Raw genomic sequence first — 25,233 nt, 5'->3', positions numbered from 1 at the left:
AGGTATGATGTTAATAGTTGTATCATATCAGCGAGGCGGAAGATATGCACATCCAAACCGTCAGTTCTTCTCGTATACTATCCTGTTGTTGAGCTTTTGTGTGGGGCGGTAGTTATGATCGTACAGCGCACGGAAAGTAGCTATCTGATCTGCACTCAGCTTTACCGGTGTTTTCATCACCATCCACTGCAGGCCCATGGAACAAGGCGGCGTGGTGAGCGAACCGATATAGTTGAAGTAACCCGGTGACAGGGGTAATATCGTGTTGAGATTGATGTACGTACCTGTTGTATGCTCATGCATCTTTTCGCCGGGCAGGTTGCTCCATACTGCATCTATCAGTGCATTGGGTGTATCTCCCTGCTCTATCATCAGGCCTACCACCATGATCTCACCATCGTCGTTGGCGTGTACCAGGTGCATCTCCATAGGCGTGTGATAGCCATTGATGGTATGCTCGCTTTTAGCGTGAAAATGGAATTGCTTCAACTTATACTGCTTACCATTGTAGGTAACCGTATTCACAGCATCGCTGGTATTAGTGTTTACCTGTATGGTATGGCCGTTGTCAATTATTGATATAGGAAAATCATTGTAATTGAACTCCAGTGGTGGCAATACCGCTTTAAGGGTCGCAAATGTGTTGATGTCGATAGGTGACTGTATCACACCCTGGCAGTCGCCGCTGACACCGCCCCATGTTTCGGGCTGCTCGTAGTTCCAGTGCGCTTCTTCGTGCGTGGTTGTATCTACAGTGATGGTGGGGATGATGTCCGCCTTTTCTTTACGGCAGTTCTGAAACAATACCATAGACAGCGTTGCGCCCAGCAGGAGTACAGACCTCAGTTTCATAAGTAGTTCGTTTTTAAAGTAAACAAAGCAGGTTGAACCATGTAAATATGTAATAATTTATCAATTTATGCAACTATGCAGCAACCGGATCAAATATCATCGCCGGGTTTGGGGTATTTTTCGGGGAAGTACATTTTACCGGTCAGGGTGCCTGAACCATGATTTGTTTCCAAATGTTTCCTGTTCTCTTCATTTTTAAAACGTTCTATCTCTTCATCCGTCATTACCCTGGGCGGAGGTGCGGCCTCTCGTTGGCGGACAAAACCCTTGTAAAAGCTTTCTGACACGGGGTCGTTTTCGGTACGTTGGCGTTTTTCGGTCAGGGCTTCGCTCTTGAGGGTTAGGTAGTCGTTTTCGTGTGAGAAAAGTTTCCCCCTATCCCCCTCCCGCTCAAGCGGGATATCATTCCGTGTAGACGGAACGAGTGGGTTTTCCGGTACGAGCGTTTTCCCCCTATCCCCCTTAAGGGGAGACGGAACGAGTGAATTTTCCTGCGGGAGTGAACCCACCTCCGCCAACGGAAAATTATTCTGTGCGGGTGCTTCTTGTTTGCTTTGCTTTTTGCGGGGGAGCATGATAAGGCCGGTGGGAATGTCGGGGTTGACAGGGGCATTGGGGTCGTCGCAGGGGCGGCCATCTATATATATGTCAAAACGGGAGAGTTCAATATTGGAGGTGTCGCGCATACGGTTGCAGGCTTCCTCAAGTTTTGTATCAACTTCTATGGCTTTGATGATGTCACGGGGGCGAGGGTCTTCGTACACTATGCGGTAACCGTCTTCGTCTTTGATATACCGGCCCACTTTCATCTCGCAAGTGGCAATTTGATTGAGTATCTCCCGCTTTTTCATCACGCTGAGGATACGTACGTGCTGCTCCTGCTGCATTACCTTATAAGTCTCAAATACGGTTTGGCTACGGATGTCGCGAACGACAGCCTGTATTTCGTTAGCTATGTGCGTCTGCCGCAACAATCGTTCTGCAGATTTCTGCGCGGACAGTCCTTTGGCTTTGGGATAAGCGGCCCGGTAGGCCCTGAGTTTGTCGCCGTGTTTTATCATCTCCAGGATGAATGTGGCATGTTGTTGTTTCATAGTGAAAAGTTTTTAACCCTCCCGGCCTCCCTGAAGGGAGGAGCTATTGGTGAAGGTGGTTAAGGATCATCCTGAGCAGGATGTTTTTATGTAGCAAATATACGTTATTTAATCAATTTATCCAAATTTATATTATCTGTCAGCGGACGCTAATTTATCCCGGGTCTAAGCGGATGCACAGACCAGTAGTATCACTACCCTACTCACGTCATCGTGAGAAGTGCAGCGACGTGATGATCTTATCAAAGCGTGTATTCCCCCGCGTGAACAGATTGCCACGCTCCTAACGCCACGGGCGTTACTCACTCGCAATGACGAGGGGGAGGATAAGCGTATTATGCTTTATCATCAGTCTATCTCACCGAAGGGGATATCGGATATCGCGTAGTGTTTAGTGTCTTTGTAGTCGAAATGCCACCACTCGTAGGGGTACACTTTAAAGCCATGCTGCTGCATGGTATGTATCAGCAGTTCGCGGTTTTGTTTTTGTTGCGGTGTACAGCCTTCATATTCCGGGTATGAGCGTTCGGTCATCTCGTCATAACCGCTTGGCATATCTACCTCCCCGCCTGTATCCAGCTGGTATAGCGTCAGGTCTACAGCGCAGCCACGGTTGTGTACGGAGCCCTTTTGCGGGTCGGCCACAAACTTTTTATTTTCTTCAGGAGTAATGTCCCAGAAGTATTTGGTAATACTCCACGGGCGGTAGCCGTCATACACCATCAGCCCATAGCCCATTGGTGCAAGGTCTTTGTTAGCCTCGGCCAGTGCCATAGCAGCAGGACGTTGCATAAAAGCACGTGCCTCTTTATATACCTGTGTACCTGTAAAGTTGTCTTTGGTAGCATAGTGAATATTCAGCCTGATGGTACTGTCGAGGGTTATCAACTCTACCAGGTCATTCTTCCTGAATTTGTCTTGTTCATGCGGTGGCCCGTCCTGGCAGCCTATCATTATAGCGGCTAAAAGTATGGTGCTGAGTGTACGTATGAGCATGCACTAATATAGTGAATATTATGCGGGGACCGGTTAGCGTTGCAAACGCTGTTCCGTTGGATCCTCGTTACAAACAAGGACCAGTTTGAGGAAAATATTGCGTGTGGAGTGTTGCCACAGACCGCATACACATTGCTATCATATTACCATACCATGACAATAAATGGCATATTTTTTGCATTAGTTCAACAAACTTACAACTTATGAAACACCTGATGATCCTGCTTTTTTTTGCGATGAGTATTTATTCTTGTCAAAAAAAAGATAACCCTGCCGATACAACAAACCCATCTGATTCAGTCAACACACCTAATGGATATGGCTTTGAACTATCGAATGACACAGCTTATACACTTACAACACCGGATAGCATTTTTATTCCGATTGATATACAACAAACACTTAACGAACCGTTGCAGATCAATATGTCGGTTTCAGGTGTACCGGCTGGCGTATCCAGCAAAATCACAAAAACCTACAGCACAGCCCCATTCAAAACAACCTTAATACTTTTTTCCAGAGCAGCTATACCTGGTAATTACAAGATAACGGTACAGGCTAAAACACAGTGGGGTACACAAAAGACGTCATTTATTAATTTAACAGTGATAAGCCCTTTCAATTGCAATTGTAAATTTGCCTCAAGTGTTGACTATAAACCATATCCTGTATTTTTATGTTCTTCACCCGGAACATTATATCCAGTCTTATGGTCTACCAGCAACCTGAACTCGACATTTTATAACGACCTTTTTTTAGAGAGCATACTATTAAAAACAGATAGCATAGATCAATATGCAAACATGAGTAATGCAGGAAATAGTCCAATCTCACTTAATGCCAATTGCGATAACAATACGTTATCCATACCGGTACAGACAGTTACAGGCTGGAGTATTAACACAAAAGACAGTGCATCGTTTGTTGTATATGGAGATGGCGACTTCAACTATACAACCAAGAAAATACACATTAATTATACTTCTATCCTCAATAACGACACCAGCAACTTCACATTGCGTGCAAATATGAAATAACTTCAGTGATGAGGCGTCCTCGTTACAAACAAGGACCAGTTTGAGAAACGAAGCAATCTCAAGAAACACAAAGCATGCATTACGTGAGATTGCCACGTTCATAACGCCACAAGCGTTATTCCCTCGCAATGACGGGAGAAAAATGAGTAATGTGCATACTAACCAAAATTACTCTCATCGGCGCTGGGACCATAGCTGCCGGGGATGGGTATATCCAGCAGGCGCAGGTACACGCCCAGTTGCGCACGGTGGTGTATGGTCTGGCTGATGGACATGCATATCACATCGGCCTTGGAGCGGGTGCTGTACACCTGGTCGCCATCGCGCAGGGTCCACATCTCTTCCATTTGTGCGTCTATGGCTTTGCTTAGTTGTGCCTCTGCTTCTGCCTGGTTCTTTTCAAAATAGCTCAGCAATTCTGCATTGTTGGCAATCGGTTCGGGGGTGTAAGGGTTGGCAGCAAAGTCCAGCTCGCTGGTGTTCAGCGTCATAGTAACCCACGACGGCAGTTCGGCCACGTGCGTAGCCAGCCTTATCATGGTCATGCTTTTGGGATGAGGCTGCCAGTCGTACTTATCGTCGGGTACGCGTTGCAGCATTTTGCGTGTTGTTTCTGCTTCTTCTCTTAGTTTTTGCAGGAAAAATTCGATCATTGACATAGTTAATTTGTTTTAGTACTACAAAGAGAACTATGCCGGGTGACAACCCTATGTCAGTCTGAAAAGCGTGGTGAAAAATATTTTTTACCAGTCTACGGGCAACTGTTTCATATAGTCGGCAAGGGGTATATGCTCCTGTATGGTAAAGGGTTGTTGTGCATCATTGATACTTACAATACGCGACACTTTAAAGTCACGGTAATCCTGCCTTATGTGGCACCAGCCTATCAGGTGCCAGTCGAAGGCGTAGAATATCAGGCCGATGGGCTCTACCCTTCTGCGACTGTCTTCTTCTTTGGCATTGCGATAGCTTATGTCCAGTATGTGCCTGGCAGATATGGCCGTTTGTATCTGCGACAGGTAGTTGTAGTCTTTAACAAAACGGGCGGGCATCTGCACATGCGTCTGCTGCTTTAGTTGCTCCAGTTGCTCTTTCTGCTGGCTGCGCAATACGTTCTTTATCTTATCAAGGGCTGATGAGTAATGTTGTTGTATCGACCTGTCGGCCATGGTAGACACCAGCCCTTCCATCAGCAATATAGCATTGGCCTCGTCGGGATTAAAAGAAACCGGTGGCAGAAAGTATCCCTGCACAATGAAATAACCACGGTTCTGCTCGAAGCTAACGGGTACGCCCTGCTCGTTGAGTGCTTTAATATCGCGGTACACGGTGCGTGCGCCTATGTCGAACTTTTGGCAGATGTATTCGGCCGTTACATACTTTTTTGATTGTAACAATACCAATATACCAAAAAGCCTGTCTATGCGGTTCATGGGGTAAATTTAGTGTTATAGTACAACCCCTGCAACTACCCGGAAGGGGAGATATAATAAACCCGTAGCCAACACTTCCGCTATTATTAACAGAATGCACACTATTACAAATTTTCAAAAACGCTACATTCCCAATGGGTTTCAACATAAAATACTTAACAGAGGCATAGCATTGGTCACGGGCTATACCAGGATGTAGGTGTATTGTATAAATTGCGCTGTGGGAAATACGTTTCCGATAAGGGATATAGTTATCCCTCATCTCAATTTCTTTGATAGATAAACTACCTGCAAAACTGCTTTTTTATTTATAGCACCATACATTAACGTGAATCTAAATCCATTCTTCTAAACTCCAATCCTTTTCTAGGTTCTCAATAAGCAATGGGATACTCCATATACCCCATGGAGATAATTTTCTTTGTTTAGAAGATAATTTTGGTACCAACTTACGCATCCAGGTATCTGTGTTAATTATATGCCAACCCAGAAACTCATTTCGTACCAGATGCTTAGACCGCATGTATTCAGGCTTTGAGTACCCAGAAACAGGATGGCTCCCTACAAGACTAACAATTTTTTTTTTGTACGCAAGATTGAGTGGAAAATACAACACATACCTTTCCGGCATTTGCACAATCTCTTGTATATTTTCAGGCATATCCGAATATAATCCCGGCAGTATCCGAATCAACTCACCTAAGTTTTCATCCATATATATATAATGCAAATACGCTCGCCCCCTAGCAGTATTTATTTCAAAAACATCTCCTGGTTTTATCTTATTCATTTTGTATAATTAATACAAAACTTACATTTTTTTGATATTGTTCAGTATATATCTGAATCTCCAGTGATATACGCCCAAGCCTGTCTATGCGATTGATGGAGTAAAATTAGTGTTATAGTACAACCCCTGCAAACTCTACCAGTAAGGATAGAATCGTTATATTTAGGTAGTAAACAACTTAAATCAACATTATGAAACACCCCACCCTTCCTGTAACGGCTGTCATTCTGCTGTTGGTCACACAGTCCTCATGCATAAAAGAATATACCTGTGAATGTTACACGACACCCGGCAAAACCAACTACAATGAATACAAAATAAGATCAAGTTCAAAAAGCCGGGCAGCAGATAATTGTCACCCCGGAGATCTGCCACCGCCTGACAGGTATTGCGGGTTAAAATAACAGCAAGAAATCTACACCTCTATATACGTCACGCCCTCCCCTTCTCCAAAGGCTTCTGCTACACGAGCTTTGTCTGTATCGGTAAGGAATACCTGCCCGAAACCTTCGGACCTGATGATGTTGAGCAGTGAGCGTATGCGGTTGGCGTCCAGTTTTTCGAATATATCATCCAGCAGCAGCATGGGCATGTTGCCCTGCTCGGCCTCCAGGTAGGAGTACTGCGCCAGCTTGAGGGCAAACAGGAAACTCTTTTTCTGCCCCTGCGAGGCGAATTGCTTTAACGGCAGGCTATCTAACGTAAAATCCCAGTCGTCGCGATGAATGCCTTTCAGGGTGCGCTGCATCTGCAGGTCGTTGGGCAGGCTTTTCTTCAGCAGTTGTGTCATGGGTGCCGAGTGCAGGTGCGTTTTATACTCCGCCCCAAGCTCTTCCTTTCCGTGCGAGAGCTCGTGGTAATATTTATTGAGCAGCGGCAACAGTTTTTGCAGGAACTCCTCACGCCGCTTATATATATAATCGCCATCGGCAGCCAGTTTAGCATCGTAAAACTCCAGTTCGGTAAAGTTATTACGGGGTTTGGCGTTCTCCTGTTTCAGCCAGGCATTGCGCTGCATCAGCACCCGCTGATACTGCACCAAAGCCTCCATATAGTCTTTATCTGTCTGAAAAAGGATGCTGTCCACCCACTTGCGGCGTTGTTCGCTACTGCCATTCAGCAGTTCCAGGTCGTCGGGGGCTATCATCACGGCGGCATATTTGCCAATATGGTCGGTCACTTTCTCGTATTCCACGTTGTTGGCCGATACCTCTTTTTTGCCCTGTTGCCACTTGCAGGCTATGGTCTCCGGCGCGTCAGCATGCTCAAACTCTCCCCTGACGCTGAAACCATCTGTACCGCTCTGTGCCGTATTTTGCTGATAAGCAGAGAAATAGCTTTTCGTATAACATAAATAATATATAGCATCCAACAGATTGGTCTTACCACTACCATTAGGACCTGTAATGCAGGTAATACGGGCAGAAAATGCGTAACTTGCAGCAGAATAGTTGCGGAATTGAGCTAATGTTATTTTCTTTAGGCTTTTCAAACAGAAACGAGCGAATTATTTTATAATTTCGCACAAATTTAAACATTCAAGTGCAGAAGAATCCATTCGGTAAAGAGACATATTTATACTGGTATGAGATCATGCTACTGATGCGCCGCTTTGAAGAGAAGACGGGACAGTTGTACGGCATGCAGAAGATACGTGGTTTCTGCCACCTGTATATAGGACAAGAGGCGGTAGCCGCCGGTACTATGACGGCTATACGCGACGACGATAATATCATCACCGCCTACCGCGACCACGGCCTGGCCATTGCCAAAGGCATACCGGCCAAGGAGTGTATGGCTGAGCTATATGGTAAAGCTACAGGCTGTACCAAGGGTAAGGGAGGCAGTATGCACTTCTTCAGCAAAGAAAAAAGATTCTTTGGCGGTCATGGTATCGTAGGCGGACAGATAGGTTTGGGCGCAGGTATCGCCATGGCAGACCAGTACCTGGGCAACGACCGCGTTACGATCTGCTTCTTCGGCGATGGTGCTGCAAGGCAAGGTATATTGCACGAGGCTTTTAATATGGCGATGTTATGGTCGCTGCCGGTGGTGTTTATTTGCGAGAACAACAAATACGCGATGGGTACATCGGTAGAGCGCACCAGCAAGACACTGGAGATAGCCCGACTGGCTGACGGATATGACATGCCCGGTGATGCTGTGGACGGCATGAGCTGTGAAGAAGTGCACAAAGCAATAGAGCGTGCCGTGAAGCGTGCCCGCGAAAAAGGCGGCCCTACCCTGCTGGATATTCATACATACCGCTATCGTGGACACTCTATGAGCGACCCCGCTAAGTACCGTACCAAAGAAGAGGTAGAAGAATACAAGGATAAAGACCCGATAAACGTGGTACTGAAAACCATTACGGATAATGGCTGGGCAACCGAGGACGAAATAGAGCAGATCAACGAGAAGGTAAAAATGGAAGTAGAGGAATGTGTTGAATTTGCAGAAGAAAGTCCATGGCCGGATGACAGCGAAGTATTTACTGACATATACGCAGAAGACGATTACCCCTTTATTACAGATTAATAATTTATTCCACACAAAAAAACGATACAAAACCTGTAAGTAAAACTTATGGCAACAACGCAAGAACAGAACCCGTTAGATAAACTGGTAGAGAAATACGAAGCGAACAAGAAGCGTATCAATACTATAGCTACTGTAATACTGGTGGTAGTGGTAGGAGGATTTGCATACTTAAAATTATACCAGGCCCCACGTGTTGAAAAGGCTGCTACTACCGTTGCCTGGGCACAACGCATGCTGGAGGTTGATTCTTTCAACCTGGCACTTAACGGCAACGAACAGCACCCGGGTTTCCTGAAGATACAGAAGAAATTCAGCGGTACGCCTACTGCCAACCTGTGCGACCACTATATAGGTGTTTGCTACCTGCATATGGGCGACTTTGATAATGCTATTAAATACCTGAAAGATTTTGATGGCAAAGGTTCACTGCTTAGCTATTCTTCATGGGGCGCGCTGGGCGATGCCTATATGGAAAAAGGTGATGTTAGCAAAGGTATCGAGTATTATAAGAAAGCATCGGGCAACAAAGACGATGATGCTATAACGCCGATATTCCTGTTCCGCCTGGGTATGGCATATGAGCTGAACAACCAGCCCGACAAAGCAAAAGAGGCATACGAAACTATTAAGAATGAGTACCCACGTACACAGGTTGGGCAGGATATAGAACGCCACCTGGCACGCGTAGGGGTATTAGATTAAACAATTATTACTTTATATAATTCACCTCCCCTTTTTACCTTTACGGGCTGAAAGGGGATTTTTTTATTCATGGCACAGTCGCAACACAGCATATCATTATTAGACACGTCATCGCTGGCAGGGCTTACCCACGCAAAGGTGGCCATTGTATATACCGAGTGGAATGATAAGATAGTAGCCGAGCAGATGGCCGGCGCAGCACGCGTATTGCAACAGCACAATGCAACTACCGTTTATTCAGCCTCTGTGCCGGGGAGTTTTGAACTGCCCTTTGCATGCAAACAGGTGGCGGAACATACAGACGCTGAAGCGATCATTGCTTTTGGCGCTGTGATACGTGGCGGCACGCCGCATTTTGAATATGTGTGCAAAGCCGTAACAGAAGGCATTACCCAACTGAATGTCACACTGAATGTACCCGTGATCTTCGGAGTACTGACGCTGGACACAGAGGAGCAGGCATGGGAAAGACTGGGCGGGGCACATGGACATAAAGGAGAAGAGGCCGCGCTGACCGCACTGAAAATGATACAATTTAACCGCAATCTGAATAAGTAACAGACCGATGAGTGAAAAGATACAAGTACAACTGTTCATACCCTGCTTTGTAGACCAGCTATATCCTGAAACCGGGATGAATATGGTAAAGGTGCTGGAGAAACTGGGATGCGAGGTAAGCTATAACGCGAAACAAACCTGTTGTGGCCAACCCGCATTCAATGCCGGTTACTGGGACGAATCAAGGTCTGTAGCCAAAAAGTTTGTGAATGACTTTGAAGGGAATGGATATGTAGTAGGGCCCAGCGGCTCGTGCACTGGTTTTGTGCGTAATTATTACGACCGCCTGCTGGAGAACAGCAGTGCGCATGTGAACAGTCACCAGCTAAGCAACAGGATGTTTGAATTTACAGAATTCCTGACCAACATACTGAAAGTAGAAGATATAGGTGCCACACTAAACGGCAAGGCTACTTATCATGATGCCTGCGGAGCCCTGCGTGAGTGCGGTATAAAAGAAGGACCGAGGAAATTGCTGCAAAACGTGAAAGGCCTTGAAATGGTAGAAATGAAAGAATGCGAGACCTGCTGCGGTTTCGGGGGTACCTTCTCAGTAAAGTACGAACCTATCTCTATAGGCATGGCGCAAACCAAAGTACAAAGCGCGTTAGATACCGGTGCAGAGTATATGATCACTACGGACGTATCGTGCATGATGCATGTACAGGGTTACATAGATAACAACAAGCTGCCTATACGCACGATGCATATAGCCGACGTGCTGGCCAGCGGATGGTAGCTGCTACCCCGGATAGATCATTTCCAAATACCACTGGAACATAAATACCTGTACTACAAAGTTGATAGCTGCAAGCGCCATTGGCATCCATTGTATGCGTTTTGTTGCCAGGCTCATGTACATCATCATCAGTATTCCCGCACAATTAAAATACAGCAGATACTCCCTGTGGATATAAGAGGCAAAGGCCAGCCAGAACAGGTTGCTTAGTACCAGCACTGCAACATAGTGGTACCATTTATAAACGGCAGTAACAGAATACCTGTGCAACAATACCCAGAAGAAAGGCGAAACAAGGGCATAACGATGGATATCATACACATTGGTTGTAGATGTGCCCCAAATGGGGTTGAACAGGATGGTGACTAACGAGATGCCGGTAAAGTACAGGCAGGAAACCACGAACAGTTTATCCTCATTCTTGTTTTTGAATAACCAGAGCAGTCCCAGCCTGACCAATGTAAGCAACGATACCAATCCCAGGAAAAGAGCAACTGCATTCAGCCATAACAGCCTGAGGCCATACATGCTGTTAAGCGGAAAGATCGTCCATGCGAATTTATGTCCCCAGTTCTCTTCCTGTTTAAAGAAAGCGAACCATACACCTGTTGCATAATATTCGTACCATATAAAAAACGCCAATCCACCAAAAAGCGGCAAAGCATAATCGACAAAAAAGGTTTTCAATGCCGGCAGCCAATTCTTGTTGCTGCCTGTTATCAGTTCGGTAATAAGTAGTGCCGGTGCCAGTATCATTGTAGTTGGCCGTGTAAGCGAAACACAAAACAAGCCCAACCAGATAAGCCACCTCTTTTGTTTCACCCAACCCAGAAAGAACAAGGATATAAACATGACGAACATGGCCTCAGTATAGGGTATCCATACAAAATAGAAAGATGGAATTGTGAGCCAAAGAAAACGTGTGCGGGCATCCAGATCATATATTGCATTGATGCAGGCAAAACCCACAGAAAAGAACACCAGGTTGGCAAAAGAAATACCCCATACCCCGACATGCAGTACTTTCCAGACCCATGGCATAAGCGGGAAAAATGCTGAATTAGATGCGACACCTTCCGTATAATGATACCCCTCTTTCATGATCTGGTAATACCATCCGGCATCCCAGTTTAAGAGATTGTTACTATCGGGTATTTCAACAAGCATGCCTATTCTCAGGAGGAAAGGCATTAATATATATACAGCAACACCATATCCTAATGCCAGGAAAAAGGAGTTGAGTACATGCACAGGTATTTTTCCACCTATGCCGGATATTTTTTTCAGTCCGTTCATTTTTTGATGGTCAACCTGTTTTTATATTCATCATATACCTTTGGATCATATATACCTGCAAAATAAAATTGACGACCACTATTGCTGTCTGCATCCATTGTATCCGCTTATTGGTCTGCAACATATACATAATGATCAGCACTGAGGCAAAATTGAAATACAGCACATAACGAATATGCTGATAGTGTTCGAACAGCAGCCAGAAGATATTGGTCAATAGTAATACTTTAAAATAATCGGAGACCTTGTAATTACCGGTATATGTAAACCTGTACAACAACACCCAGAAGAATGGCGTAGCCAATGCCAGTTGATATGCGCCTGTCACGTTTGTCGTATTTACCTCCCATGTCGGGTTGAAGAACAGTATAAACAACATAGCACCTACCAGGTAACAACAAGAAAGGATGAATAACCTGTCTGCAGCAACAGCATGCTTTCTGAACCCGGCGACCACAATACGGACGATCCATACCAATGCAATAAAACAAAGAAACAAAGCAGCGGCATCCAACCATAGTTCGCCGGGGCCAAACCTGCTGTTGAGTGGAAAAGTTGGCCACCTGAAATAGTAGCCATACAATTTCCTTTGCCTGATAAAATCAAACCATATACCCACACTCCTGTACTGGTATACCGCAAAAAGCAATAAACCCAGGAGCGCCGGTATGAGATGATCTGCCAGGAATACCTTCAGCGCAGAAAAAATATGCTTCTTGCCGGAAGTAAGCAACTCCATGAGCAAAAGTGCCGGAAGTAATATCAACACAGCCGGTTTTGTGAGTGCAACACCCAACATTGCCAACCTGACCAGCCAATGGTTACGTTTATGAATACCCGCCAGAACAAGTGAGGTGAACATAATAAACAACGCATCAGCCCCCGGTATCCATGCTAAATAGAACAGAGGGATGGTCAACCAGAGCAAACGAGTCGGGGCATCTATCTTGTAAACAGTATTGAACGCCGCAAAACCTATAGAAAAGAATATAATATTGAGCAGAGAAATACACAATGTGCCCAATCCTGTTATGTTCCATATCAATGGGAACAAAGGCCAGAAAGCGGTATTAGTGCCCTCACCATCTGTATGTATATAACCCAGTTCAGCAACAGAATGATAAGAGAGCGCATCCCAACGCATCAGGCTGTCATACCGGGCAAAATCGTGGGTAATTTGTATCCTGTAAAAAAAATACTGTATAAAATGGAATACAATACCATAACCAAGGGCCAGTAAAAAAGAGTTCAGAACATGCTTTTGTATCCTCATGTTGCGTCAGGTACGTCAAGCCACTAAGGTAAAGTATTCAACCTTAGCGTGCAATATTGACAATTAACGTTGTCAAAGTGATGCATAGGTTGAAAAAAAGCCCAAAGAAATAACAATCTTATTTTGATTAAGGTAACGATTAAGTAACTTTGCCGTTCATTTTTCATTATCTGTCATGCAGTCTACAGTAAAAGTATTTTCAGGCACAGGGTCTACCTACCTGGCCGAAAAAATAGCCAAGGCTTTCGGCAAAAAGCTGGGTAAACTAACCGTAAACAAATTCAGTGATGGTGAATTCCAGCCCGTATTCATGGAATCCATACGTGGAGACTATGTTTTCCTGGTACAATCCACCTTTGCCCCGTCTGACAACCTGATGGAGCTGCTGATGATGATAGACGCTGCCAGGCGTGCTTCCGCCGGTTATATCACGGCGGTTATCCCCTACTATGGCTACGCCCGCCAGGACAGGAAGGACAAACCAAGGGTATCTATCGCATCGAAGCTGGTAGCCAACCTGCTGGCCAAAGCAGGCGCTAACAGGATCATGACCATGGACCTGCACGCACCCCAGATACAGGGCTTCTTCGACATCCCTGTGGACCACCTGGACGGCTCTGCTATTTTTATCCCTTATATTGAAAATCTTAACATAGAAAACCTTATCTTTGCGGCCCCAGACGTGGGTAGTACCAAAAGGGTACTTGAAGTGGCCAAATATTTCGAGGTGGATATGGTGATATGCGACAAGCAACGCAAGCGCGCCAACGAGATAGCAGCCATGACGGTGATAGGTGATGTAAGTGGGAAAAACGTAGTACTTATAGACGACCTGTGTGATACGGCTGGTACCCTGAGCAAGGCCGCTGAGATGCTGATGGAGAGAGGTGCTTTGTCGGTACGTGCATTTTGTACGCACCCCGTGTTGAGCGGAAAGGCTTACGAAAACATTGAAAAATCTGCTTTGACAGAACTGGTTGTGTGTGACACGATACCGTTAAAAAAAGAAAGTGACAAAATAAAAGTATTAACCACCAGCGACCTGTTTGCGGTAGCCATCAGGAATACTTTTGAGAATAAATCGATCAGCTCTTTATTTATTCATAGCAACCTGAAGAAATAAAGCGCCGAAAAACATTAATAAAACGACTGTTTATACAACAAAACCTGGCCAGACTACTTAGTAGCTGCCTTTAACAAGAATTAAATTTTAAAAAAACGACGTTTCAGCGTCCGGATGTTCGCCAGGTGTTACGACCGGAGTTGAAGTAAGTAAAAAAGTAGTAATGAAAACTATTAAAGTAGAAGGACAAATCAGAAGCGATTTCGGTAAAGGAGCAACGCGCCGTCTTCGTTCTGAAGGACAAGTACCTGTCGTAATTTACGGCGGTGATGAGATCATCCATTGCAGTGTAGCACCGCTTGCCGTACGCGGACTGGTGTACACTCCTGAATTCCAGGTGGTAGAAGTGAACCTGGAAGGTAAGGCTTACCGTTGTATCCTGAAAGACCTGCAGTTTGACGTGGTGACAGACGCACTGACACACATTGACCTGCTGGAACTGGTAGATGGCAAGAAAGTGATAGCTAACCTGCCGCTGAACTTTGTAGGACAGCCTAAAGGTGTAAAAGAAGGTGGTCGCCTGGTGATCAAACTGAAGAACGTAAAAGTTCGTACTTACCCAAGGTTCCTGAAAGAGCACCTGGAAGTAAACATCGAAGAACTGGAACTGAATGGCAACGTTCGTGTTGAAGATATCCCATCTGAGAATATCGAGATCATGAACTCTCCACGTATTCCGATAGCATCTGTAGTGATGACCCGTGCCCTGCGCCAGGCAGGTGCCGATGCTGCTGCAGAAGAGAAAGCCGGCAAGAAGTAATAAAGTTTCTGAATATGGAAAAGCCCCGCAGTTGCGGGGCTTTTTTGTTGGCAAACGAGCTGACTATTACCTACATTTGCGACATGTCTTACAGAATAGGCCAGGGAATAGATTTTCATCAGATGGCAGAAGGCCGCGAGCTATGGCTGGGCGGTGTATTGATACCACATAGCAAAGGCGCTGTTGGCTATAGCGATGCTGACGTACTGCTGCATGCTATTTGCGATGCCATGCTGGGCGCACTGGCGCTGGGAGACATAGGTGTCCATTTTCCTGATACAGACCCAAAGTACAAGGGCGTTGACAGCAAAATATTACTGGCAGAATGTTACAGGTTGATAACCGAAAAGGGTTACAGCGTGGTAAATGTTGACAGCACCCTGCTGCTGCAGGCACCGAAAATAAAACCCTATGTGCCGCAGATGCAGGCTACCATAGCTGAGATCCTGAAACTGACCATACACGATGTTTCAGTAAAAGCAACCACTACCGAGCACCTGAGCTTCATAGGCCGGGAAGAGGGTGTGGTGGCTACTGCCAATGTGTTGCTACAGAAATATTAATGTTAGCTTATTGCCAATACATTGTATTTGTGGGACATGTATCTTATATTGTATAAAGCAATATTTGACAACCCCTAACAAATACATTTATGGATACAAATAAAAAGTATGTAGCCTTAGTGACCGGTGGTACAGGAGGTCTTGGCACAGCCATTTGCAAGCGTCTTGCCAAAGACGGTTTTCATGTAGTAGCCAACTACAACAATAAGGAAAAGGCAGAGAAGTGGCAGGCACAAATGCAGGCCGAGGGTTTTAAAATGGATATGTACCAGGCCAATGTATGCGACTACGACGCTGTGGCCGATATGGTGCAGCATATAGAAAGTGAAATAGGCCAGATAGACGTACTTGTAAATAATGCCGGAATAACCAGGGATGGCCAATTCAGAAAAATGAGCCGTGAGCATTGGGACGAGGTGTTGCAAACCAATCTGTATAGTGTTTTCAACTGCACCCGCAATGTCATCAACCAGATGATAGACCGCAACTACGGGCGCATTATCAACATATCTTCAGTGAACGGGCAGAGGGGACAATTCGGCCAGGCAAACTATAGCGCTGCTAAAGCGGGTATGCATGGCTTTACAAAAACACTGGCTATGGAAGTGGCTAAAAAAGGCATTACAGTTAACACCATCTCGCCGGGATATATTGCCACTGACATGGTAATGGCTGTTCCGCAGGAACACAGGGACAAGATAGTGGCCGAAATTCCATTGGGCCGGTTGGGTGGAACTGAAGAGATAGCGCACCTGGTTTCATTCCTTTCATCTAAAGAAACCAGTTTTATTACCGGGGCTAATTATGCCATAAACGGCGGGCAACACGTTTATTAAAAAATGACAGTCAAGAAATAAAAAGCCCTTGCTGTATGGCAGGGGCTTTTAGTTTATTGTTTGATAGTAACATCATTCTTTTCTTTGATTCTCCTCACCCTGATCCTGAACAAAAGGTCGATGCTTAAAGTATGTTCGTATTTGAATACCCGAGAATCCGATAAAGAAATGAATTGCGGCTGGTATATTACCCCAATATTAAAACTACGTGAGCTATTAAAATAAGCAGCAAAGCAACCACCTAACGCCAAATTAGTATGCAATTTTGAAGTATCGAGGCCGGTATAGTCATTTACATCGTATGCGAAGTACCTCAGCTTACTCAGTGAAAGACCGTAGCCAAAATCAAATTTCCGGACCGAATAGTTATTACGTACATTGATGAAGAATGAAACTGCGCTGTTATCATGATACCATCCGTCTTCACCAGGAATTACAACTTCGCCGGGAGGCCGTGCGTTTGCAACACCCAGCTGAACGGATACATATTTCCTATTTGTGTAACAGTAGTCGCCGCCGATGGTCAGCCCGAGTGGCCCTACCTCCTCCTGGTTGTCGCGAATGGCAAAAGGCGTGATATGATTGACCAGTGGAAATGAAATGTTCAAATGTGCATTGCCTTCCTGCATGGTTGAAGGGTGTGACGGCTTTTCTTCCTGCGCATGTGCAGACAGACGAAGCATGGTAATGATCAGCAGAAATAACGCAGTTGTTCTCATTATAGGTATTGCTTGAACAGTAAACCAACTTCAACAATAATGCCAGTTTAAAGTATTTAACCATATTTACTGAGATTCAGGTGAAACACCGTACCTTTGCACACTTTGATTTGAGTATGCAAAACATTAGGAATTTCTGTATCATAGCCCACATTGACCACGGTAAAAGTACCCTGGCCGACCGCCTGCTGGAATTTACCAAAACCATCACCGACCGCGAAATGCAGGCACAGGTACTGGACGATATGGACCTGGAACGTGAAAAAGGTATCACCATCAAGAGTCACGCCATACAAATGGACTATGAACTGAATGGTGAGCAATATACACTGAACCTGATAGACACCCCGGGACACGTTGACTTCTCATACGAGGTATCACGCGCCCTGGCAGCCTGCGAGGGTGCGCTGCTATTGGTAGATGCATCGCAAGGTATACAGGCACAAACTATATCAAATCTTTACTTAGCTTTAGATAACGACCTGGAGATCATACCTGTTATCAATAAGATAGACATGGAAGGCGCTATGATAGAAGTAGTGACCGACCAGATAGTAGACCTGATAGGCTGCAAACCGGAAGAGATCATCCATGCAAGTGGTAAATCAGGTATAGGTATCGAGGAGATACTTGCGGCAGTGATAGACCGCATACCAGCCCCAAAAGGCGACCCGGATGCACCGCTGCAGGCTTTGATATTCGACAGCGTTTTCAACTCATTCAGGGGTGTTATCGCTTACTACAGGATCATCAACGGCAGCATACACAAAGGAGAAAAGATACGTTTCTATCATACAGACGAAGAATATTTTGCCGATGAGGTAGGTATCCTGAAGCTGGGACTTACCCCCAAACAGGAGGTTAAGACAGGCGATGTGGGCTACGTGATAACCGGCATTAAGAACGCTAAGGAAATAAAGGTGGGTGATACCATCACTACGGTTGCCAACCCGCACAAAGCGGCGGTAAAAGGTTTTGAAGAAGTGAAGCCGATGGTATTCGCGGGTATCTTCCCGGTAGTGACCGAGGATTTTGAAGAACTTCGCGACTGCATGGACAAGCTGCAGTTGAACGACGCATCACTGACCTTCGAACCAGAAACATCACAGGCGTTAGGTTTCGGTTTCCGTTGCGGATTCCTGGGCATGCTGCACATGGAGATCATCCAGGAGCGACTGGAACGCGAGTTCAACCAGACGGTCATCACTACTGTACCGAACGTAAGTTTTAAAGCCTACCTGACCAAAGACAAGGACAAAGCGATAATAGTAAACAACCCGGCAGAGATGCCTGACCCGAGCAGGCTGGACAGGATAGAAGAGCCGTTTATCAGGGCGCAGATCATTACCCTACCCGATTATATAGGCAATATTATGAGCCTGTGCTTAGGTAAGCGTGGTATACTGGTAAACCAACACTACCTGACACCTACCCGTGTTGAGCTGATATTTGAACTACCGCTTACGGAGATCGTTTTTGACTTCTACGACAAGCTGAAATCATCTACCCGTGGCTATGCTTCGTTCGACTATCAACCCATGGACTACCGCGAGAGTGACATCGTGAAAATGGACATATTGCTGAACAGTGACAAGGTGGATGCCTTGAGCGCGCTGATACACCGCAGCCGCACGCAGGACTTTGGCCGTAAGCTCTGCGCCAAGCTAAAAGAACTGTTGCCGCGTCAGCAATTCATGATAGCAATACAGGCAGCAGTAGGCGCCAAAATAGTAGCCCGCGAAACCATATCGGCTATGCGTAAAGACGTTACCGCCAAATGTTATGGTGGTGACATCAGCCGTAAGCGTAAACTACTGGAAAAACAGAAAGAAGGTAAAAAACGTATGCGCCAGATAGGTAATGTTGAGATACCACAGGAAGCATTCCTGGCCGTACTGAAACTGGACGAATAATACGCAACATGATGAAAAACCTGTTATTCATATTGACCATTGTATTGTTAGCCGCATGTGGCGGTAGTGCAACGGAACAACACTCTGAAGCTGCTACTACTGATACAGTAAGCCATACAGACAGCACGAAAAAGAGCGAAGAAGATGAAATGGCCGAGGAGGTCATCCAGGGTTCTTTTGATGCACTGAACAGGTAAAATATAACAGCATTCATAAAAAAGTTAGCGGCCATTGATATCGTATCAATGGCCGCTTGTGTATCATACAGGGGTATATGAACTATAATGGCGCCAGTGCCCATGTGGCACCTGCGTAGGCAATCTTAAGCTTGTTACAATCGCTTGTCAATTCGCTTTTGTACAGTATTGATTTAAATGTGGTGGTATACGGTCCGCTTACACCATTTCCACCCAGTACAATACTCACGTTGTAGTAATCGCCGCTGATAGTAGGTGTATTGATATAACTGCCGCTCGTGCAATCAGGCAGCGGTAACGTTGCTGAATATTGTCTCGGGTTACATTTTACACCTTCAATAGTTACACTCATCACGGTATAGCTCTGCATATCGTCATTGTTGTACCCTACTACGATCTTTTTTACAGAGTTTTCCAGTGCGCCGCAGGTATTTGTCCATGTTCCTTTCTTATACCTTCCTGCATCGTCCTCTGCCCCAACTGTGAACCATAACCTCATAACACCATCCCTTTCATAGAATTTAGCGTTAGGCAGGCCATGCACGGCATCCCAGGTAATGGTCTCGCCGCTGATATATCCTTTGTAGAGGCCTGCTGTAGGAGATCCCGGATGCTCGCACATATATACCCTATTCTCAGGCTCACCTTTTATGCCCCCGATGGCCAGGTCGGTGTTATAACCATTGGGAGAATTAAACCTCTGCCATACACCGCTCGTTCCGCCGTTATTGTTGCCACCATTATTGTTTCCGCCTGTTGTTTCAGCATCAGCACCATTTACCAGAATCTTCCAGTCAGACCCGCTGCGCGCGATCTCCAGTGTATTTACTTTTCCTTTATTAAAAGCAGACTCTTTTAAAGTACCGGTATAGCTTTTGTTACTGCTACTCAATACCCCGCCTGAAGGATTAGGTACCACTTCCTTTACTTCAAAAGAATAGGTTACATCACCACTTCCATAAAAAGTTACTTTTTCAGCATTTGCCTCCGTATGGTCAGCATCATATGGAAAATCATCCAATTCTAATGCCCTGATCCGGAGATAGTCCCAAACGCCATTATCATGAGATTCATTACAAAAAGCAATAAGTTCCGTCACCGGATCCGGAGTATCTGATGTTGAGGAGTTTTTGCTGCACCCGGCAAATACGGTTAATACGAGTGCAAACAGCGCAAACTGCAAAAGATTAAGGGGCTTCATATTAATTAAATTTTATACCCTCAAAAATAGATTGCCATGGCATGTTCAGCAATACTCACTTGTGGGTAATTCCAATACTGTAGCAACAGAAGCTAAACAAGATCGAAAGTTTGTGCGAAACGCAACAGGTCGTACTGGTTTTTTATGGCCAGCTTACGTTTGATGTTTCGCCTGTGGGTCTTTACTGTATCTTCTGCTATTGACAGTTCATCTGCTATCTGCTTACTGGTCAGATCTTTCGCCATCAGGGTCAGTATCTGTCTTTCCCTATTGCCCAATGCGGCAAAAAGGTGAGCGTTCTTTACAGAGTATTCCTTTTCCTCCACCATTCGGTCCAGCCTGGTCTGGAAATAATGTTTGGGGTCAACAGGTATAGCAACTGAAATATTGAGTAAAGGAGCTCCTTCTGCATCCTGCATAAATATCCGGGTGCTGCATGCATACCACTCCCAGGACTCATCTGCATGAGCCCTTACCTGTTGAAAGAAAGAAACGGACTCTTCATCATTATTACGGGCGAGCATAGCCATTATCTCCGGGGCGTATTCCCTTGCTTCTATTTCATTAAAATACCGGCTGAAATATTCATTTCCCATTTCGATGAGTTCCTGCAGCGTGACCCCAAGCCTGCGCAAGCCTGCAGTATTCATATACACCACGGCAGATGTACGAAGATTATGTACGATAACCACACCAGGCATAGCCTCGAGAAATGGTGCGGACACTGTAATTTTATGCTCAATACTATCGATAAGGGCTTTATCTGTATGGGTCATATTTACGAGGAAAGGAATAACAAAATAAACGATGACAGCAATGATAAAAACAAGATTAAAAGATATTTTTTTGCCATATAAAATATTATTACATAACACAGATATGTTAAGTAGTTGGCTACACCTCATAGACAAAAAAAGCCACCTCAATAAGGTGGCTTTTTCCCCATAGAAGGAATTTCCTAATCTCTCCTGCCACCAAACAGGCGCAGCAGGTAGAGGAATATCAAAATAAAATCAAGGTACAGATTGAGTGCTCCGAAAATAGCAGCCTTCTTAACGCTTACAGCTGGCAAGCCTTCCTGCTCTACTCCCATACCTATGTGTTTCAGTTTTTGTACATCGTATGCGGTAAGGCCGGTAAATACAGCCACGCCTATGATACTAATGATATAACTCATACGCTCGCTACCCATGAACCAGTTAATAACTGTTGCTATGATGATACCTATGAGGCCCATCATCATGAGGCGGCCAAAGTTTGTCAGGTCCTGGTTGGTAGTATAACCCAATACCGCCATGATACCGAACATAGCTGACGCTGCCGCAAAACAGCCTATGATAGAACTTGCCGTATATGTAAGCAGTATAAAACTGAACGAGATACCGTTAACAGCCGCATATAACAGGAATACGCCTGTCATAGCAGGTGCCGAAAGTCTGTTGTAGCCTAAAGACATCAGGAACACGAACGCCAGCGGCGCGAACATTACTATATAACCAAGACCTGTGAGCCCGGTCTCTCCTCTTAAATAACCCAACAGTATCGGGCTGGATGCGAATGCATATGCCATAAATGCAGACAACGCCAGTGCGGCAAACATCCACATAAATACATTGGCCATAAATGATTTAGCTATTGTACCCTTACGCGTATCACCACTCAGTACGGTATAATCACTGTAGGGTTTGCTATGATCTTCCATAATTGAAAATTTACTTTTTTGCTAATTTATGCAAAGTTACGATTTGCTGTGTTAACCATTATCTAATAATATACCCCAGGCCTAAACGTAGCCCTACCCTGTGATTGCCTATATCCTGAGCGACCTGGTAATACATAGATTGTTCCAGCAGCAATTTATTATTCAACCTGTAAGTAATACCCTCTGTAGCCTGCATCATTACTCCTGTAGTAACCGTATTACGTCCGTCAATTTCGGGCCAGTTGGTATAGCCTCCATATGAGGTCATAGAAGCATACCCGATACCTAACCCAACATATGGCCTTAGGTCACTACCCCTTTTCCCCATGTGGTATTGCAGATTCATAGGAATATCAAGCGAACTCATCCTGTAAGAATAAGTATGTGTGGGGTAAGGATCCGGACTGAACGACTCCACAAAGGTCTTTTCCGAAACAGCTTTACAAATATCTATTTCTATAGCAAGGTGTTCCCCGATATACTTCCTGGCAAATAATATGCCTCCACCCGCCAGCAGGTTCAAACTATTTTCACCGGTATAGGCATATGTAACAGCAATATGCACATCTGCCTGCACACCTGCAACAAAAGAGAGAGACATGGCAACATCCGATGACTTTATCATGTCCTGCGCATTAAGACATAAGGGAAAACTCAAAATACTTATCAATACAGATATACGTTTCATAGGTATGATATTTTATTAAAAATAGGCAGAATAGCATTACAATACGTTAAAAAGCCTGTCATAATTGAGTTACTAAGCTGCATTTCATTATATTAGGCTGGCCCTCACCACAATCCGATGTATATGTTGAAACGTGTATTAAGTTTATTTCCGGTACTTTTTTATACAATTACTTTACCTGCACAAGATGCCGGGGAATTACCGGTTATCAAAGCAGTAAAGGACTATGATGTAGCAGGCCCCGTAAAAAGCCTGTACGAGATAACTTATGCCGTAAGTTTTCAAAACAGGACACTGCTGGATTCAACCGTATACCTGGATACTATCCTTTCGCGGAATAAAGAGACGAATGTCGCTTTCGATACGCTGGGTCGACTGCTGAGCGACAAAGTTGATTCATTTGACGCGGACGGTAAGACCATACTCAGCCGCGAAGTAGTGTATCATTACAACGCAGATAAACTGGCAGGCATACTCCATTATACAAACGGGGATCTGCTTGACTCTACCTACATAGAATATAACAGAAAAGAAGAAGTGGAAAAGCTGATATCATACGACCATAAAGGCCGGCTGACGAAAACGATACAGTATTTCTACCGCAACGGCAATATCTTCAACATAAAAATAAGGAATGACGAAAACCTGTTGGTGAATTTCATCCGTTACAAGTATGACCTTACCGGCAAACTGACCGAGCAGGAAATAAACGGTAGTACCATGCAGTATATACATAGTTATAAATACAAGTATGACACCCTGAAAGACGGCACAACGCAAATGAACAAGTATGACTACATAGGCAGGTACAAGTACCGCAGCCTGGTACAACACCTGTATGATACCAAAGGGCAGTTGATACAAATGATAGTCACGGACTCTAACAGGAGGGTGACGGAAAACCATACTATGAAATATACACCTACGGGGCTGCTCAGGTCAGAGTTGGTATTTACCCGTTTCAAGAATGAATACACCTACCATTATGAATATGACGATGCCGGCAACTGGAAAACAAAATACCTTTCTGTAAACGATAAATACGCACGCAAAACACACCGGGTAAAAGAGCTATATAAAAAGCAGGACGAAGAATGACCTCTGCCCTGCCTGATCTTGAAACATACACTCTGACACTCTATTCTTTCAGTAATAATTTAATATCGTCTGTCAGCCGTTCCATCTCTAATGTTACGGTGCCGTTATACACACCGCGTATGTGCTTGTCTTTATCTACCAGTACAAACCTTTCAGTGTGCAGGAAATCAGTACTGTCATAGCTCAGCCCGACAGCATCCTCTACAAAATATGAGGTACGTGCAATATCATAGATAGTCGACTTGTTGCCTGTAACCAGGTGCCATTGCTTACTATCTATATGATGAGCATCTGCATATTCTTTCAATTGCTGCACTGTATCAATATCCGGTGTTACACTATGCGACAGGAACATCACCCTGTCATTGTCTTTAAAAGCATCTGCTACTAATTGCATATTCGCATTCATCTTAGGGCATATACCGGGACAAGTAGTAAAAAAGAAGTTGGCCACATATATCTTACCATCATACACATCATTGGTCACTGTCTTTCCGTCCTGGTCTGTAAAACTGAAGTCTGCGATGGTATGCTTACCGGCTCCCTGTTGCCATGCAGGGGTCAGGTCGGGCGTGTTATAATAAGGCACTTTGGTTTCTACAGCCTTATTGCACGCCTGCAGCAGCAGTACCACCAGCAGGTATATCGCCAATTGGCGAAGTGCAGTTCTTAATGCCTGTAAATCCATATTTCCTCCCGTTTTTAGCTTCATAATTTGCTCTTAATACGCCTGAGTCCCAATACATGGTCTGTAGTCCTGACTCCTGTCCATTTTTATAATTAAAACTCCTGTACAGCTTACCATTAGGGAACCACTCTTTCACACTACCGTCATACACATCATTGTTATAAGTATACAGGAATTTCTGTTGCCCATCAGCATACCATCCTCGCGAAACTCCGTTCAACCTACCTTTATCATAATGCCGAACGTATTCTGTATCCCCTGTGGAAAATAAACTATACACATATCCTGAAAAGGGTTTACCATCTTTATTTACCACTCCTTTTTCAGAGGTCATACCGCTTACCCCTGCCTGCATCCATGCATGGCGCGCATCATACCTGTTGCAGGACACCAGGCAGGCGATAAGCAATATGTATAATAAACGTCTCATCTTT

The 25,233-nt window shown here is 44.8% G+C and carries 29 protein-coding genes; 13 read left to right on the top strand and 16 right to left on the bottom strand.

Going from position 1 to position 25,233, the window contains the following annotated elements; genetic code table 11:
• Positions 1-60: 60 nt before the first annotated feature.
• From H6550_07530 to H6550_07520, 3 genes are all read right to left on the bottom strand, one after another.
• On the bottom strand, positions 61-852 hold the full coding sequence (locus H6550_07530) for a carbonic anhydrase family protein (protein ID MCB9045975.1): 792 nt from the start codon (positions 850-852) through the stop codon (positions 61-63).
• 89 nt (positions 853-941) lie between these two features.
• On the bottom strand, positions 942-1,946 hold the full coding sequence (locus H6550_07525; protein ID MCB9045974.1) for a hypothetical protein: 1,005 nt from the start codon (positions 1,944-1,946) through the stop codon (positions 942-944).
• Positions 1,947-2,294: 348 nt separating this feature from the next.
• Positions 2,295-2,900 carry a M15 family metallopeptidase gene (locus tag H6550_07520; protein MCB9045973.1) on the bottom strand — a complete coding sequence of 202 codons (606 nt, stop codon included), beginning with the start codon at positions 2,898-2,900 and terminating at the stop codon, positions 2,295-2,297.
• A gap of 245 nt (positions 2,901-3,145) precedes the next feature.
• On the opposite strand from H6550_07520, the gene H6550_07515 reads away from it, so the two are divergent.
• Positions 3,146-3,979 (top strand): hypothetical protein, encoded by an 834-nt coding sequence (locus tag H6550_07515; GenBank protein ID MCB9045972.1) that lies wholly within the window; start codon positions 3,146-3,148, stop codon positions 3,977-3,979.
• Positions 3,980-4,137: 158 nt separating this feature from the next.
• Here H6550_07515 and H6550_07510 read toward each other — a convergent pair whose 3' ends face one another.
• From H6550_07510 to H6550_07500, 3 genes are all read right to left on the bottom strand, one after another.
• Positions 4,138-4,638, bottom strand: coding sequence for a DinB family protein (locus tag H6550_07510; protein MCB9045971.1), 501 nt, complete (start codon positions 4,636-4,638; stop codon positions 4,138-4,140).
• An 84-nt stretch (positions 4,639-4,722) separates the two neighbouring features.
• Positions 4,723-5,412: a YafY family transcriptional regulator gene (locus H6550_07505; GenBank protein MCB9045970.1), complete on the bottom strand. Its 690-nt coding sequence runs from the start codon at positions 5,410-5,412 to the stop codon at positions 4,723-4,725.
• A 334-nt stretch (positions 5,413-5,746) separates the two neighbouring features.
• Positions 5,747-6,202 (bottom strand): hypothetical protein, encoded by a 456-nt coding sequence (locus H6550_07500; GenBank protein MCB9045969.1) that lies wholly within the window; start codon positions 6,200-6,202, stop codon positions 5,747-5,749.
• 191 nt (positions 6,203-6,393) lie between these two features.
• Here H6550_07500 and H6550_07495 point away from each other — a divergent pair, with 191 nt between their 5' ends.
• Entirely contained in the window at positions 6,394-6,606 is a 213-nt protein-coding gene (locus tag H6550_07495; protein ID MCB9045968.1) for a hypothetical protein, read from the top strand.
• Between the two features lie 11 nt (positions 6,607-6,617).
• On the opposite strand, the gene H6550_07490 is transcribed toward H6550_07495, so the two are convergent.
• A complete protein-coding gene (locus H6550_07490; GenBank protein ID MCB9045967.1) occupies positions 6,618-7,694 on the bottom strand; it encodes a DNA replication/repair protein RecF in 1,077 nt (358 codons plus the stop codon).
• 101 nt (positions 7,695-7,795) lie between these two features.
• Here H6550_07490 and pdhA point away from each other — a divergent pair, with 101 nt between their 5' ends.
• The 4 genes from pdhA to H6550_07470 all read left to right on the top strand — a co-directional run bounded on the left by pdhA (position 7,796) and on the right by H6550_07470 (position 10,742).
• On the top strand, positions 7,796-8,740 hold the full coding sequence (gene pdhA / locus H6550_07485; GenBank protein MCB9045966.1) for a pyruvate dehydrogenase (acetyl-transferring) E1 component subunit alpha: 945 nt from the start codon (positions 7,796-7,798) through the stop codon (positions 8,738-8,740).
• 48 nt (positions 8,741-8,788) lie between these two features.
• Positions 8,789-9,445: a tetratricopeptide repeat protein gene (locus tag H6550_07480; protein MCB9045965.1), complete on the top strand. Its 657-nt coding sequence runs from the start codon at positions 8,789-8,791 to the stop codon at positions 9,443-9,445.
• 69 nt (positions 9,446-9,514) lie between these two features.
• Entirely contained in the window at positions 9,515-10,003 is a 489-nt protein-coding gene (locus tag H6550_07475) for a 6,7-dimethyl-8-ribityllumazine synthase (GenBank protein MCB9045964.1), read from the top strand.
• A gap of 7 nt (positions 10,004-10,010) precedes the next feature.
• Positions 10,011-10,742 (top strand): (Fe-S)-binding protein, encoded by a 732-nt coding sequence (locus H6550_07470; protein MCB9045963.1) that lies wholly within the window; start codon positions 10,011-10,013, stop codon positions 10,740-10,742.
• A 3-nt stretch (positions 10,743-10,745) separates the two neighbouring features.
• Here H6550_07470 and H6550_07465 read toward each other — a convergent pair whose 3' ends face one another.
• Both H6550_07465 and H6550_07460 read right to left on the bottom strand, forming a co-directional pair.
• Positions 10,746-12,038 carry a hypothetical protein gene (locus H6550_07465; protein ID MCB9045962.1) on the bottom strand — a complete coding sequence of 431 codons (1,293 nt, stop codon included), beginning with the start codon at positions 12,036-12,038 and terminating at the stop codon, positions 10,746-10,748.
• 10 nt (positions 12,039-12,048) lie between these two features.
• Complete coding sequence (locus tag H6550_07460; protein MCB9045961.1) at positions 12,049-13,311, bottom strand: hypothetical protein; 1,263 nt, start codon at positions 13,309-13,311, stop codon at positions 12,049-12,051.
• Between the two features lie 175 nt (positions 13,312-13,486).
• Between H6550_07460 and H6550_07455 the strand changes: the two genes are divergently transcribed.
• The 4 genes from H6550_07455 (at position 13,487) to phbB (ending at position 16,593) form a co-directional block, all read left to right on the top strand.
• Positions 13,487-14,434 (top strand): ribose-phosphate pyrophosphokinase, encoded by a 948-nt coding sequence (locus H6550_07455; GenBank protein MCB9045960.1) that lies wholly within the window; start codon positions 13,487-13,489, stop codon positions 14,432-14,434.
• 163 nt (positions 14,435-14,597) lie between these two features.
• A complete protein-coding gene (locus H6550_07450; GenBank protein MCB9045959.1) occupies positions 14,598-15,194 on the top strand; it encodes a 50S ribosomal protein L25 in 597 nt (198 codons plus the stop codon).
• 83 nt (positions 15,195-15,277) lie between these two features.
• Positions 15,278-15,757, top strand: a complete 480-nt coding sequence (locus tag H6550_07445; protein ID MCB9045958.1) for a 2-C-methyl-D-erythritol 2,4-cyclodiphosphate synthase — start codon at positions 15,278-15,280, stop codon at positions 15,755-15,757.
• A gap of 89 nt (positions 15,758-15,846) precedes the next feature.
• Positions 15,847-16,593, top strand: a complete 747-nt coding sequence (phbB, locus tag H6550_07440; protein MCB9045957.1) for an acetoacetyl-CoA reductase — start codon at positions 15,847-15,849, stop codon at positions 16,591-16,593.
• Between the two features lie 53 nt (positions 16,594-16,646).
• Here phbB and H6550_07435 read toward each other — a convergent pair whose 3' ends face one another.
• Positions 16,647-17,312 carry a hypothetical protein gene (locus H6550_07435; GenBank protein ID MCB9045956.1) on the bottom strand — a complete coding sequence of 222 codons (666 nt, stop codon included), beginning with the start codon at positions 17,310-17,312 and terminating at the stop codon, positions 16,647-16,649.
• Between the two features lie 116 nt (positions 17,313-17,428).
• Here H6550_07435 and lepA point away from each other — a divergent pair, with 116 nt between their 5' ends.
• Together lepA and H6550_07425 are read left to right on the top strand one after the other, a co-directional pair.
• On the top strand, positions 17,429-19,225 hold the full coding sequence (gene lepA, locus H6550_07430; protein ID MCB9045955.1) for an elongation factor 4: 1,797 nt from the start codon (positions 17,429-17,431) through the stop codon (positions 19,223-19,225).
• An 8-nt stretch (positions 19,226-19,233) separates the two neighbouring features.
• Positions 19,234-19,422 (top strand): hypothetical protein, encoded by a 189-nt coding sequence (locus H6550_07425; GenBank protein MCB9045954.1) that lies wholly within the window; start codon positions 19,234-19,236, stop codon positions 19,420-19,422.
• An 82-nt stretch (positions 19,423-19,504) separates the two neighbouring features.
• Here H6550_07425 and H6550_07420 read toward each other — a convergent pair whose 3' ends face one another.
• From H6550_07420 to H6550_07405, 4 genes are all read right to left on the bottom strand, one after another.
• Positions 19,505-20,623 (bottom strand): hypothetical protein, encoded by a 1,119-nt coding sequence (locus tag H6550_07420; GenBank protein ID MCB9045953.1) that lies wholly within the window; start codon positions 20,621-20,623, stop codon positions 19,505-19,507.
• Between the two features lie 92 nt (positions 20,624-20,715).
• The gene (locus H6550_07415) at positions 20,716-20,952 is read right to left on the bottom strand and encodes a helix-turn-helix transcriptional regulator (protein ID MCB9045952.1); all 237 of its coding nucleotides are present in this window, start codon (positions 20,950-20,952) and stop codon (positions 20,716-20,718) included.
• A gap of 629 nt (positions 20,953-21,581) precedes the next feature.
• A complete protein-coding gene (locus H6550_07410; GenBank protein MCB9045951.1) occupies positions 21,582-22,325 on the bottom strand; it encodes a Bax inhibitor-1/YccA family protein in 744 nt (247 codons plus the stop codon).
• 58 nt (positions 22,326-22,383) lie between these two features.
• Positions 22,384-23,013, bottom strand: coding sequence for an outer membrane beta-barrel protein (locus H6550_07405; GenBank protein MCB9045950.1), 630 nt, complete (start codon positions 23,011-23,013; stop codon positions 22,384-22,386).
• 123 nt (positions 23,014-23,136) lie between these two features.
• Between H6550_07405 and H6550_07400 the strand changes: the two genes are divergently transcribed.
• Complete coding sequence (locus H6550_07400; protein ID MCB9045949.1) at positions 23,137-24,111, top strand: hypothetical protein; 975 nt, start codon at positions 23,137-23,139, stop codon at positions 24,109-24,111.
• A gap of 40 nt (positions 24,112-24,151) precedes the next feature.
• Here H6550_07400 and H6550_07395 read toward each other — a convergent pair whose 3' ends face one another.
• Both H6550_07395 and H6550_07390 read right to left on the bottom strand, forming a co-directional pair.
• On the bottom strand, positions 24,152-24,799 hold the full coding sequence (locus tag H6550_07395; protein ID MCB9045948.1) for an SCO family protein: 648 nt from the start codon (positions 24,797-24,799) through the stop codon (positions 24,152-24,154).
• Positions 24,717-25,229, bottom strand: a complete 513-nt coding sequence (locus H6550_07390) for a hypothetical protein (protein MCB9045947.1) — start codon at positions 25,227-25,229, stop codon at positions 24,717-24,719. The genes H6550_07395 and H6550_07390 overlap by 83 nt, the downstream gene beginning before the upstream one ends.
• Positions 25,230-25,233 lie beyond the last annotated feature (4 nt).

This window comes from Chitinophagales bacterium (assembly GCA_020636495.1).
GTDB lineage: Bacteria > Bacteroidota > Bacteroidia > Chitinophagales > Chitinophagaceae > UBA5543.
This window is presented reverse-complemented; position numbering and strand designations above follow the sequence as displayed.

Bases quoted from the DNA above. Each gene is read 5' to 3' on its own strand.
- H6550_07480 (MCB9045965.1), top strand. From the start codon at position 8,789: ATGGCAACAACGCAAGAACAGAACCCGTTAGATAAACTGGTAGAGAAA.
- H6550_07500 (MCB9045969.1), bottom strand. From the start codon at position 6,202: ATGAATAAGATAAAACCAGGAGATGTTTTTGAAATAAATACTGCTAGG.
- H6550_07425 (MCB9045954.1), top strand. From the start codon at position 19,234: ATGATGAAAAACCTGTTATTCATATTGACCATTGTATTGTTAGCCGCA.
- H6550_07515 (MCB9045972.1), top strand. From the start codon at position 3,146: ATGAAACACCTGATGATCCTGCTTTTTTTTGCGATGAGTATTTATTCT.
- H6550_07395 (MCB9045948.1), bottom strand. From the start codon at position 24,799: ATGGATTTACAGGCATTAAGAACTGCACTTCGCCAATTGGCGATATAC.
- H6550_07465 (MCB9045962.1), bottom strand. From the start codon at position 12,038: ATGAACGGACTGAAAAAAATATCCGGCATAGGTGGAAAAATACCTGTG.
- H6550_07390 (MCB9045947.1), bottom strand. From the start codon at position 25,229: ATGAGACGTTTATTATACATATTGCTTATCGCCTGCCTGGTGTCCTGC.
- H6550_07420 (MCB9045953.1), bottom strand. From the start codon at position 20,623: ATGAAGCCCCTTAATCTTTTGCAGTTTGCGCTGTTTGCACTCGTATTA.
- H6550_07510 (MCB9045971.1), bottom strand. From the start codon at position 4,638: ATGTCAATGATCGAATTTTTCCTGCAAAAACTAAGAGAAGAAGCAGAA.
- H6550_07445 (MCB9045958.1), top strand. From the start codon at position 15,278: ATGTCTTACAGAATAGGCCAGGGAATAGATTTTCATCAGATGGCAGAA.
- H6550_07530 (MCB9045975.1), bottom strand. From the start codon at position 852: ATGAAACTGAGGTCTGTACTCCTGCTGGGCGCAACGCTGTCTATGGTA.
- H6550_07455 (MCB9045960.1), top strand. From the start codon at position 13,487: ATGCAGTCTACAGTAAAAGTATTTTCAGGCACAGGGTCTACCTACCTG.
- H6550_07460 (MCB9045961.1), bottom strand. From the start codon at position 13,311: ATGAGGATACAAAAGCATGTTCTGAACTCTTTTTTACTGGCCCTTGGT.
- H6550_07525 (MCB9045974.1), bottom strand. From the start codon at position 1,946: ATGAAACAACAACATGCCACATTCATCCTGGAGATGATAAAACACGGC.
- H6550_07505 (MCB9045970.1), bottom strand. From the start codon at position 5,412: ATGAACCGCATAGACAGGCTTTTTGGTATATTGGTATTGTTACAATCA.
- H6550_07400 (MCB9045949.1), top strand. From the start codon at position 23,137: ATGTTGAAACGTGTATTAAGTTTATTTCCGGTACTTTTTTATACAATT.
- H6550_07405 (MCB9045950.1), bottom strand. From the start codon at position 23,013: ATGAAACGTATATCTGTATTGATAAGTATTTTGAGTTTTCCCTTATGT.
- H6550_07495 (MCB9045968.1), top strand. From the start codon at position 6,394: ATGAAACACCCCACCCTTCCTGTAACGGCTGTCATTCTGCTGTTGGTC.
- H6550_07470 (MCB9045963.1), top strand. From the start codon at position 10,011: ATGAGTGAAAAGATACAAGTACAACTGTTCATACCCTGCTTTGTAGAC.
- H6550_07520 (MCB9045973.1), bottom strand. From the start codon at position 2,900: ATGATAGGCTGCCAGGACGGGCCACCGCATGAACAAGACAAATTCAGG.
- phbB (MCB9045957.1), top strand. From the start codon at position 15,847: ATGGATACAAATAAAAAGTATGTAGCCTTAGTGACCGGTGGTACAGGA.
- H6550_07415 (MCB9045952.1), bottom strand. From the start codon at position 20,952: ATGGTGGAGGAAAAGGAATACTCTGTAAAGAACGCTCACCTTTTTGCC.
- H6550_07450 (MCB9045959.1), top strand. From the start codon at position 14,598: ATGAAAACTATTAAAGTAGAAGGACAAATCAGAAGCGATTTCGGTAAA.
- lepA (MCB9045955.1), top strand. From the start codon at position 17,429: ATGCAAAACATTAGGAATTTCTGTATCATAGCCCACATTGACCACGGT.
- pdhA (MCB9045966.1), top strand. From the start codon at position 7,796: ATGCTACTGATGCGCCGCTTTGAAGAGAAGACGGGACAGTTGTACGGC.
- H6550_07410 (MCB9045951.1), bottom strand. From the start codon at position 22,325: ATGGAAGATCATAGCAAACCCTACAGTGATTATACCGTACTGAGTGGT.
- H6550_07475 (MCB9045964.1), top strand. From the start codon at position 9,515: ATGGCACAGTCGCAACACAGCATATCATTATTAGACACGTCATCGCTG.
- H6550_07435 (MCB9045956.1), bottom strand. From the start codon at position 17,312: ATGAGAACAACTGCGTTATTTCTGCTGATCATTACCATGCTTCGTCTG.